This window comes from Bradyrhizobium sp., assembly GCF_019244115.1.
Classification (GTDB): Bacteria; Pseudomonadota; Alphaproteobacteria; order Rhizobiales; family Xanthobacteraceae; genus Bradyrhizobium.
Window position 1 is genome coordinate 1 of sequence record NZ_JAFATE010000280.1, and the last position, 9,309, is coordinate 9,309.

At 65.0% G+C, this 9,309-nt stretch carries 12 protein-coding genes; 6 read left to right on the forward strand and 6 right to left on the reverse strand.

Going from position 1 to position 9,309, the window contains the following annotated elements; genetic code table 11:
* Positions 1-197 precede the first annotated feature (197 nt).
* On the forward strand, positions 198-704 hold the full coding sequence (locus JOZ76_RS12625; RefSeq protein WP_291698969.1) for a disulfide bond formation protein B: 507 nt from the start codon (positions 198-200) through the stop codon (positions 702-704).
* Here JOZ76_RS12625 and JOZ76_RS12630 read toward each other — a convergent pair.
* Positions 701-1,726 (reverse strand): AbrB family transcriptional regulator, encoded by a 1,026-nt coding sequence (locus JOZ76_RS12630; RefSeq protein WP_441300023.1) that lies wholly within the window; start codon positions 1,724-1,726, stop codon positions 701-703. The genes JOZ76_RS12625 and JOZ76_RS12630 overlap by 4 nt on opposite strands.
* 216 nt (positions 1,727-1,942) lie before the next feature.
* Positions 1,943-2,209 (reverse strand): PsiF family protein, encoded by a 267-nt coding sequence (locus JOZ76_RS12635; RefSeq protein WP_291698960.1) that lies wholly within the window; start codon positions 2,207-2,209, stop codon positions 1,943-1,945.
* 195 nt (positions 2,210-2,404) lie between these two features.
* Between JOZ76_RS12635 and JOZ76_RS12640 the strand changes: the two genes are divergently transcribed.
* Both JOZ76_RS12640 and JOZ76_RS12645 read left to right on the forward strand, forming a co-directional pair.
* On the forward strand, positions 2,405-2,887 hold the full coding sequence (locus JOZ76_RS12640; protein ID WP_291698961.1) for a hypothetical protein: 483 nt from the start codon (positions 2,405-2,407) through the stop codon (positions 2,885-2,887).
* Between the two features lies 1 nt (position 2,888).
* Positions 2,889-3,143 (forward strand): hypothetical protein, encoded by a 255-nt coding sequence (locus tag JOZ76_RS12645; protein WP_291698962.1) that lies wholly within the window; start codon positions 2,889-2,891, stop codon positions 3,141-3,143.
* Here JOZ76_RS12645 and JOZ76_RS12650 read toward each other — a convergent pair.
* Positions 3,115-3,390: a hypothetical protein gene (locus JOZ76_RS12650; RefSeq protein WP_291698963.1), complete on the reverse strand. Its 276-nt coding sequence runs from the start codon at positions 3,388-3,390 to the stop codon at positions 3,115-3,117. The two genes, JOZ76_RS12645 and JOZ76_RS12650, sit on opposite strands and share 29 nt — an antisense overlap.
* 164 nt (positions 3,391-3,554) lie before the next feature.
* Between JOZ76_RS12650 and JOZ76_RS12655 the strand changes: the two genes are divergently transcribed.
* Together JOZ76_RS12655 and JOZ76_RS12660 are read left to right on the forward strand one after the other, a co-directional pair.
* Positions 3,555-4,340, forward strand: coding sequence for a sulfite exporter TauE/SafE family protein (locus JOZ76_RS12655; protein ID WP_291698970.1), 786 nt, complete (start codon positions 3,555-3,557; stop codon positions 4,338-4,340).
* Between the two features lie 34 nt (positions 4,341-4,374).
* Positions 4,375-5,040 (forward strand): DsbA family protein, encoded by a 666-nt coding sequence (locus JOZ76_RS12660; RefSeq protein ID WP_291698964.1) that lies wholly within the window; start codon positions 4,375-4,377, stop codon positions 5,038-5,040.
* Between the two features lie 76 nt (positions 5,041-5,116).
* Here the strand turns inward: JOZ76_RS12660 and JOZ76_RS12665 are convergent, their stop codons facing one another.
* Both JOZ76_RS12665 and JOZ76_RS12670 read right to left on the reverse strand, forming a co-directional pair.
* Positions 5,117-5,323, reverse strand: coding sequence for a hypothetical protein (locus JOZ76_RS12665; RefSeq protein ID WP_291698965.1), 207 nt, complete (start codon positions 5,321-5,323; stop codon positions 5,117-5,119).
* Between the two features lie 57 nt (positions 5,324-5,380).
* Positions 5,381-6,454 (reverse strand): phospholipase, encoded by a 1,074-nt coding sequence (locus tag JOZ76_RS12670; RefSeq protein ID WP_291698966.1) that lies wholly within the window; start codon positions 6,452-6,454, stop codon positions 5,381-5,383.
* A 251-nt stretch (positions 6,455-6,705) separates the two neighbouring features.
* Between JOZ76_RS12670 and JOZ76_RS12675 the strand changes: the two genes are divergently transcribed.
* Complete coding sequence (locus JOZ76_RS12675) at positions 6,706-8,640, forward strand: calcium-binding protein (RefSeq protein ID WP_291698967.1); 1,935 nt, start codon at positions 6,706-6,708, stop codon at positions 8,638-8,640.
* A 282-nt stretch (positions 8,641-8,922) separates the two neighbouring features.
* Here JOZ76_RS12675 and JOZ76_RS12680 read toward each other — a convergent pair.
* On the reverse strand, positions 8,923-9,309 hold a 387-nt coding region (locus tag JOZ76_RS12680; protein WP_291698968.1), incomplete at its 5' end, for a S1C family serine protease.

Here is a 9,309-nt window from a genome sequence, read left to right on the forward strand (position 1 = left end):
GACCCGTCGCCCGGCGAGGCCGGGGGCGCGAAGTGGGCGGACTATAGCGACCGGCGGAGCGCGGTCAACCCGCGCCGATGTGATTGTCCGCCGCCTCGACACTGCTTCCACGGGAGGCTACGAGGAGTCTGCCGGCCGGGTGCCATGAGGAGGCGAAAGTGACGTCGGACACCACCGCAGTGGCGCATGCCAAGCTGATGCGCGGCGACACCGACCCGGTGCTGATGGCGGCGCTGGCGATCCTGGTGATCGCCTCGGCGACGATTGCCGGCGCCTGGTTTTTTCAGCTCGTGCTGGACATAAAACCCTGTCCGCTCTGCCTGGAGCAGCGCTACGCCTATTACGCTATCATTCCGCTCTCGGCCCTGATCGCGCTCGTGGCCCGGCGCGGTGGCCCGCGCGCCGTGCTGTTCCTGGGTCTCGCGCTGCTGCTGATCGCCGGCCTCGGCAATGCGGCCTTCGGGGCCTATCACGCGGGCGTCGAATGGGGGTTTTGGAAGGGGCCGACCGACTGCACCGGCCCCCTGGTCGATTTCGGCAAGGCCGGCAATCTCCTGGAGCAGCTCGACAAGGTCAAGGTGATCCGCTGCGACGAGGTGCAGTGGCGTTTTCTCGGGCTGTCGCTCGCGGGCTACAACGCCCTGATCTCGCTCGCGATGGCCGCGGTCGCGGGGCTGGGCATCGCGCGGGCAGTACAGCGCTAATCGTCGACGTCGTCCTGCGGCCGTCCGAACAGATGGACGATCCCGGGGGTGGCGATGGTGACGAAGACGAAGCGCGCCAGGTGATGCGCGCCGACGAACACCGGATCGATGTGCAAGGTCAGCGCCAGCGCCAGCATGGCGTCCATGGCGCCCGGCGCGAACGCGACCAGAATGTCGGCGAAGTGCACCTGGGTGGTCAGCACGATCGCCGCGACGAACACGGCGCTGACCGCGATCGCGATGGCGAAGGAGCCGACCGCGGCGTTGAGATGGCTCAAAAGCGTCTTCATCTTCATCCGCGCAAAACGGCTGCCCATCAGCGCGCCGATTCCGACCAGAGCCACGTTGCGCACCCAGGGCGGCAGGCCACCCTCGATCAGCCCCATGCCATGCAGCACGGCGGATGCGATCATCGCGCCGAACATCCAGCTCGCCGGGAATTTGACCAGCCGCAGCAGCATCGATAGCGCCAGCGCCGCGGCGACCAGCCCGGCGAGTTCGAGCGGCGAGGCGGTCGTCATGGTCAGCGCGGGGGCTGTGGCCGGCGCGAGCCCGCCCAGCGCCAGCAGCAGCGGCAGCGCTGCGGTCAGCGCAATCACGCGCAGCGTCTGCGCCACGGCGATGGCGGGCAGGTCGGCGCCGCGCTCGACCGCCAGTATAGTGATCTGCGACAATGCGCCGGGGCTGCCGGCGAGAAAGGCCGAGGTGCGGTCCCAGCCGTGCACCCGCTGCAAATAATAGCTGGAGCCGAAGGTCGAGCAGAAGGTGGCAAGCGCCAACAGCGCGATGGTCACGGGATAGGCGCTGACATGCTGAATCAGCTGGCGCGACACGACCGAGCCGAGCGAGATGCCGAGCACCACCAGGATGCTCTGGGTCAGGATCGGCGGCACACTCAACGGCCGCCCCGCCATCGCCGCGATGCCGACCGCAAGCATGGCGCCGGAAATCAGCCCGCCCGGCAGATGGGCAACGACGAACAGCAGGCCGCCGGCAGTCCCGATGGCGAGCGTCTCGAGCATCGACAGGGTTTTGGCGCGGCTGGGCAGGTCGAGGGGGGTAGCGGAGGAGATTTGCTTCACACGGCCTTATGGCAAATCCGCGGGAGCCCGACAAATGCATTGATGCGATGCAGCAATGCGGGCCGCTTCATCCTCTCTCGTCGAAAGAAATCCGCAACCGGGATAGTCCCGGTTGCGTTGGGCAGGGTGCGATCGCGCGAGGCGAGACAGGCGGCGTTACGATTTCGGCTTGTCGGCGGCGGACTTCTTCGCGTCCTTGATGCACTCCCTGCGGAATTTCTTGCGCTCCTTGCCCTTCAGTCCCTTGGCGTCGGCTTCCTTGGAGCACTCCATCGACTCGGGCGAGCGCTGCTTGCCCATCTTGGTGTCGGCGGGGGCCGCGGTGTCCGACTTGGCAGCGGGCGCCGCGGATTGCGCGAGGGCCGGGCCTGCAAGGAAGAGCGAGACGAGGGCGGCGAGGGCCGCGCGGGACGAGATGGTCATCATGAAAACCCCTGTGGGAAGCGGAAAGGCGGCTAGCTTGCGCTGCGATGCTGAACCGCCGATGAATGGCGCGGGCCGCGCCGCGTGTCTGCCGGCGCTTTATTTCGACGGCGCGGTGAAACGCGACTTTCTCGTTTTGTTCGACTGCGCTACGATGCGGCTCCCAAAATTTTGCATCTCCCAGGGAGACCGAGGATGACCTTTCGAGCAGGATTGTTGTGCGCGGCTGCGATTTCCGGCCTTGCGGCGTTCGCTGTGGGCGCGCCGGCACAGGCGCTGACCATGCAGGAATGCAGCGCGAAATATAAGGCCGCCAAGGACGCCGGCACGTTGAACGGCCAGAAATGGAATGATTTCCGCAAGACGCAGTGCGCAGCGGATGCAACGCCGGCGGCCACAACCGCGGCCCCGGCGGCGCCGCCTGCGACCGCCGAGGCCAAGCCGAAGAAGGAAGCCGCGCCTGCGGCAGCACCGGCGGCGCCGAGCGGGCCGGCGATCTATCCGAACGCGGTCGATCCGAAATATGCCAAGGAGAGCGCGGGCAAGGCCCGCATGCACACCTGCGTCGATCAGTACAATGCCAACAAGACGAGCAATGGTAATGGCGGCCTGAAGTGGATCGAAAAGGGCGGCGGCTATTATAGCGAATGCAACAAGCGGCTGAAGGGCGCCGCCTGACGTGAAGGCCATGAAGGGCGGCCGGACGTGGGAGCATGATCAGAAAAGTGGTTACCGGTTTTCCGACAGGATCATGCTCAAACAAAGCCGTCCTTCAGATCTTCCCGTCCAAAAGCTTCTCGGCGGAGTTTGCGATCAGTTGCGCCCACCTGCGCTGGCCGCGGTCGAGAACGAGCAGGCTCTGGCCGCATACGAAGCAGTAGAACAGAAAAGCCTGCGCGTCCGCATCATCGGCTTCGAGCCCGGCGGCACGTAGAGCCGTCCGACATATTTGAGCCGCGCCGCATCGACCTGTCCGACCGCCTCCGCCGCGGCGGATCGGAGCGCGCCCATAGCCGGATCGCCAGTTCGATTGCCATGCCCTCGGTGTTCATGCGCTCCGAATAGAGCTCGATCAGCGCTTTCAGGCGCGCGCGGCCTACGCCGAGCCGGACGGTGCCGAGAGCCTGATCGCGACGATGACCGGCACGCTGATGGCGCTGCCGCGCCGCGGCGATGCCCATGGGGCGGCGGCCTGATCGGCCGTTGACAATCTCTTACGCCGACCACCCAACGAACGTGATCTGCGTGCGGACGGTCCATATGGCGGTCGCCGGAAAATTCCTCTATAGCGCTCGCGGGACAAGGCAAAGCAGACAGTCGTGGTGCAGGAAAGACCCCCGTTTTGATCATCTCCGCGATGCAAGGCGCGCTGGGGCTGGTATCAGGAGCGCTGGTCGGATTCTCGCTCGGCCTGGTCGGCGGCGGCGGATCGATTCTGGCGGTGCCGCTGATGGTCTATGTGGTCGGCGTCGGCGAGCCTCATATTGCGATCGGAACGAGCTCGGTAGCCGTCGCCACCAACGCGGCCATCAATCTGTTCGGTCACGCCCGCGGCAAGACCGTGATCTGGTCCTGTGCGCTGGTGTTCGCGACCGCCGGCATTGCCGGGGCCTTTGCCGGATCGATCCTCGGCAAGATGCTGGAGGGCCAAAAACTGCTGGCGTTGTTCGCGCTGGTGATGCTGGTGATTGCGGCGCTGATGCTGAAAACGCGGGCGCGGGTCGGGCTACCCTCGGTCAAGATAAACTGGTCCAATTTTCCGGCTTTGGTCGGGCTCGGGCTTGCCGCCGGCACGCTGTCCGGCTTTTTTGGCATCGGTGGCGGTTTTCTGATCGTACCGGCACTGATGCTCGCAACGGGAATGCCGATCATGAACGCCGTCTCGTCGTCCCTGGTGGCGGTGACCGCGTTCGGCATGACCACCGCCTTCAGTTACGCCTGGTCCGGCCTCGTCTCCTGGGACCTGGCCGGCCTGTTCGTGGCGGGCGGTATTTTGGGCGGGTTCTTGGGCACGCGCCTGGCGCGGCACCTGTCCGAGCGGCGCGGCGCGCTCAACATGGTATTTGCGGCTGTCATTGTCGCGGTCGCGCTTTATATGTTGGCACGCAACATCGCCCAGTTCTGGACGTAGACCGGCCGCTGGGATCAGCTGAGATGGGGGCAAGATGAAGCAGTCGGACGGAATGGCCGGTCACATCCGTAGCCGGCGCGAACTGCTGGGCCTGATCGGCGCCGGCGCGGTGCTGCTCGCGGCTAGCCGCCGTCCGGCGCGCGCCGAGGTGGAGGAGCCGAGCGAAGCTGCCGTGCTGCGCGATCCCGACGCGCCGGTAAGCGGAAATGCCGGTGGTGACATCTCGATCGTCGAGTGGTTCGACTACCAGTGCCCGTATTGTCGCAAGCTCGAACCGGAACTGCGGCAGGTGGTGCAGGATGACGGCAAGGTTCGTCTGGTGCTGAAGGACTGGCCGATCCTCGGACCGGTTTCGGTGGTCGCGGCGCGCATGGCGCTGGCCTGCAAATTCCAGGACAGATACCACCCGGCGCATGACGCGCTGATGAGCGTCAACTCAAAACTGACCGAGCCGCGGATCGCCGAAATCCTCGCCGGCGCCGGCATCGATGTCGACCGCGCAAGGCGCGATCTCGACACCAATGCAAAAACCATTGACGCCATTCTCGCGCGCAACAACGAACAGGCCGAGGGGCTGGGATTTCACGGGACGCCGTCCTTCATCGTCGGCAAGTTCCGCGTACCCGGCGTCCTCACCATGACTGATTTCGAACGGGTCATGGCCGACGCACGCAAGGCCAAGGCGGGCAACCAACAATAAGATGGGCGCCTTCGCATGCGGCGGAGGCGCCCAATTCTCGACCTTATCGTTGTCGGCGATGTGTTGCGGCCGGCGGCTATTTCGAGGAGATCCTGACCCAGTCATCATGGGCGCGGGTCTTGAATGTGTGCCAGTCGTCAGCCACGACGTCCCAGTTCACGACGGTGCGATTGGCCTGTGCGGTCTGGCCGTTGGCGACTGAGGAGGTCTGAATCGAATCCGAGATGAACACGGCGCCGATCAGCAGCAGCATGCCCAGGATGATACCGAGGAAGACTTGCATGGGGACCCTCCGATGTCGCCGGTTAACGCGATCGGCACGCAGGAGTTCCGCGGCCGATCAATTTTCGCCACGCAGCCATGTCAGGATCTCCGCGTTCATCTCGCGGGGATAGCAATGGCTGAGGTCGTCGAGCTCGCGATACCTCACCTGCGCGCCGGCCGCCGACAAGAGATCCCTCGTCTGCCGCGCCACCTGCACCGGAAACATCCAATCGAGCCGCCCATGCACGATGAAGACCGGCAGCTCGCGCACGCGCTCGGCATCGGCCAGCTCGGCCATCAGCGGGTGAAAGGTCGCGGCGACCGGCGCCAGATGCGTGAACGGCGATGATGCCTCCAATCCGCTGACATACGAAAACGTTCCGCCGTCGCTCATGCCGGTCAGCAGGAGCCGTCGTTCGTCGATGGCATAGCGGTCGCGCACCTTGTCCAAGATGCGCAGGAGATTGGGCGTATCGGCATCATCGCCCATCAAGGCCCAGGTCGAACCCGTGGCGGTCGGCGCGATGAGAATTGCGCCAAAACTGCGGGCGTCGCGCAGCCAGCTCCACAGAAAGCCGCGTCCGTTGCCGCTGCCGCCATGCAGCGCCATCAGCAGCGGCCACGTGCGGTCGGGCGTGTAGTATTCGGGAACGTAGAGCGAAAAGCCGCCACGGCTGCCCGGTTCGTTGTCGAAGTGGAAAACGCCGGTGTCCTTGGCCGCGGGCTGGTCGAGTCGGGATTGGAAAGCGGTATCTTCGCGCAATGATGGATCCAGAAAGAAATCGCTGACCGGCGGAAATTTTTCGGCAAGCGGATAGATCGCCTCCTGCGCGCGTGCGCCATGGCGCAGCGCACGAAATACAGCGACAAGGTCACCGTCACCGCGTTCAACCTTGCGTAAGCCGGCGAAGGCCGTGAGCGTCGCATCGATCGCATCTTTCAGTGCCGCTCCCAGCGGCTCGAATTGCGGCGACCACCCGTCAAGTCGCGGCCGGACCGCCTGTAACGCTTCGTCGGGCGTGCCGATGGCTTCCATCACGCGGCCGAACACCGGCGGATGCAGGCGACGCGTGACGTAGGCGAGCGCATCGAGTGATTCCAACAAAAGCGGCAGCACGGCTACGATGTCATCGACCACGGCCTCGCTCATGATTGCTTCCTTCTATTCCTACGCCTTGAATGCGTGGCTCCAAGTTCCCGCTGTCGCGAACTGCGGCGCGTCGGCCAAAGTCTCCATAAACGCGACCGCAGCGGGCGCGCTATCGCAGCTTTCGCGTCTCGCGCGCTTGACAATGAATGGAGCCGATGGCGCGATCCTATCCTGCGGTGACATCTTAAAAAAGCGCCAGTGAAGGCGCACGCTCCGCGTTCGCGTCACGTTATCCGGGGGGAACCACTATCATGACAAGTCAGCCATCGAGCGCGCTCATCAACGCCGTGCTCGCGATGGACGCCTACAACAGGGGCGTCAATCCTGCGCTCGTCGTCAGCTTCAGCCAGATCGGCGATTACGGTCTCGTTGCTGGCAGCATCGTGTCCACGGCCGACAGTTTCCAGGCCGCGACCTACCAGCTCGTCGGCGATCCGACCACCCGGATCCTGGCCTTTCGCGGGACCGATGACCTCGCCGACGTCCCATCATGGCTTGGCGGCGCCGGCCTGACCGGCTGGCCGACCCAGTTTCCGGATGCCGAGGCCTATTATGCGGCCTGGGGCAGCACGTCGCATGTGTCGCTGACGGGGCATTCGCTGGGCGGCGGCCTTGCCGGCTACATCGCCGAACTCAATGACAAGCCGGCCTACACCTTCGATGCGATGCCGTTCGAGTTCGCCGCCGAGGTCCGCTACGACCAGCTCCACGGTTTCTGGGGTGCGCTCGCCTCCGACCCGCACGCACGCTATTCCGACATTCACATGGTCTCGGTGTCGGGCGAGATCCTGCAATATGTGCGCGCCGCGGCCCCTATCGTCGAGGCGCCGCTGGCGCTGTTGCAAGTCGGCCCGATCGACGGCGCCGTCGCCATCGCCCATGCGGCGGCCGGCATTGCCTCCGAGCAGGACAGTGTTCTCGACACGGGCACCGACCTTGGCTTGAGCGCTGTCAGCCTGCACTCGATTGCGCTCCTGGTGATGATGCAGTGGGCCAGCGACAACGGCTATCAGGACTGGAAGAGCGCGGCCGCGACGCTGATGGCGCCGCTCGAGAATGACGCTGTTGCCTCCGCGGTCGGGATTCCCGGCGCCAGTGCGAGCACGGGCGAGGCCTCCGCCTCGGCCAAGATGATGGACATGATCGCCTATTCGTCGGTGACCGACGCCAGCGGTTATGGCAACACCGCGATTTCCGCGCTGTTCAACGCAGGTAACGTCCTCGGCGACGTCGTCCATGCCGCCAATGCGGCGAGCTATCTGAAGGCGAGCGCGGTGCAGACCGCTGTCTCCGACATCGCCGTGGAATATGCCGCGCTCCTGGCGCAGAACCACGATGAGGCGACCAGCGCCACGGCCGGTGTCGTCGGCCATGAGCATGGCATCCTTTACGACGATGCGGCCGCCCATCTCTTGGTCGCGGATTTCGCGCCGGATCTGTGGCTGCGGTCCGACACCGGAAGCGCGGCCGACATCGTGGGGCTCGCCGCATTGATCGATGCGGTGGCGTCGGCCGACGGCGAGGATGCTGTGCTGATCGATGCCGCGATCGCGACACTGTGGGGCGGACAGACCGGCAGCCTGCATTCGCTGAGCGCGGCAACGACCGATGCCGCGCTCACCATTGCGGCGGAGGCCCTGCCTGGCCTGTCGCTCTCCGACGGGGCGCTGCTGGTGGCCGGCAATGGGACGGATGTCCTTGTCGGCAACGCCGGCAACGATCTCCTGATCGGAGGCACCGGCAAGGACACGCTCGACAGCGGCGCGGGCAACAACATCATGGTCGGCGGCGCCAGTGCGACCTATCTGTATCATCCCGGCGATGGCAGCGACGTCATCGTCAACGGCACGGCATCGGAGACGACCGCAACCGGCACGCTCGACTTCGGCTTAACGCTATCCGCCGACAATTTCTGGTTCGTCAAATCCGGCAATGACCTGCAGATCGACATTCTGGGCACCCATGAGCAGGTGACGGTCGCGGACTGGTTCGCCGGCGGATCGCATCAGCTGCAGGAGATCAAGGCCGGCGGTGTCGAGATCGATGCCAACATCCAGGTACTGGTGCAGGCGATGGCAGACTATTCGACTGCTCATTCCGGTTTCGATCCAACTGCGACATCGCAGCTGCCGCCGGATGCGCATCTGCAGACCATCGTCGCCGCATCCTGGCATCTCATCGCCTAAAGCATGATGAAGTTTGCTCGAAACGGTTTACCGGCTCGGCTGTTCACCTCTCCCCACTTGCGGGGAGAGGTCGCCGCGCTCTTTGCGCGGCCTGGTGAGGGGAACTCTCGACGGGCTCGGTTCCTTGAGACTCCCCCTCACCCCAACCCTCTCCCCGCAAGCTTGTTAAATCAATCCCTCCGCGGGCGCGGTCCACCTCTCCCCGCAAGCGGGGAGAGGGAGCACACTCTCCGGTGCGGCTTCGATCGAAGCTGATTGCATCATCACGAAGCCAAAATCGCCTCAATGCAGCCGCGGTGCCTTCAGCAGTTTGGCGCGATCGGTGGGGGCGAGCACGACGTCGAAGGTGACGCCCTCATGATGGACGGTCAGCGGCACGTCGACGCCCACCGCCCCCAGCGACCAGAGTTTTCGATAAAACTCGGCCTGGCTCGAAATGGTCTCGCCCTTCACCGCCAGGATGACGTCGCCGGTCTTCAGCTCGGCGCGCGCCGCGGGCCCGTTGCCGGCGATCCCGATCACCACCACCTTGTCGTCGATCTCGGTCGAATACATGCCGAGCCACGGCCGCGCCGGCTTGTTGACCCGGCCGAACTTGCGCAAGTCCTCGAGGACCGGGTTCAAGAGGTCGATCGGAACGATCATGTTGACATGCTCGGCGCGCCGTTC

Excerpts from the sequence above, each read along its gene's own strand:
- JOZ76_RS12625 (WP_291698969.1), top strand. The coding sequence starts at position 198 with ATGCGCGGCGACACCGACCCGGTGCTGATGGCGGCGCTGGCGATCCTG.
- JOZ76_RS12630 (WP_441300023.1), bottom strand. The coding sequence starts at position 1,726 with ATGCTCGAGACGCTCGCCATCGGGACTGCCGGCGGCCTGCTGTTCGTC.
- JOZ76_RS12635 (WP_291698960.1), bottom strand. The coding sequence starts at position 2,209 with ATGACCATCTCGTCCCGCGCGGCCCTCGCCGCCCTCGTCTCGCTCTTC.
- JOZ76_RS12640 (WP_291698961.1), top strand. The coding sequence starts at position 2,405 with ATGACCTTTCGAGCAGGATTGTTGTGCGCGGCTGCGATTTCCGGCCTT.
- JOZ76_RS12650 (WP_291698963.1), bottom strand. The coding sequence starts at position 3,390 with ATGGGCATCGCCGCGGCGCGGCAGCGCCATCAGCGTGCCGGTCATCGT.
- JOZ76_RS12660 (WP_291698964.1), top strand. The coding sequence starts at position 4,375 with ATGAAGCAGTCGGACGGAATGGCCGGTCACATCCGTAGCCGGCGCGAA.
- JOZ76_RS12665 (WP_291698965.1), bottom strand. The coding sequence starts at position 5,323 with ATGCAAGTCTTCCTCGGTATCATCCTGGGCATGCTGCTGCTGATCGGC.
- JOZ76_RS12670 (WP_291698966.1), bottom strand. The coding sequence starts at position 6,454 with ATGAGCGAGGCCGTGGTCGATGACATCGTAGCCGTGCTGCCGCTTTTG.
- JOZ76_RS12675 (WP_291698967.1), top strand. The coding sequence starts at position 6,706 with ATGACAAGTCAGCCATCGAGCGCGCTCATCAACGCCGTGCTCGCGATG.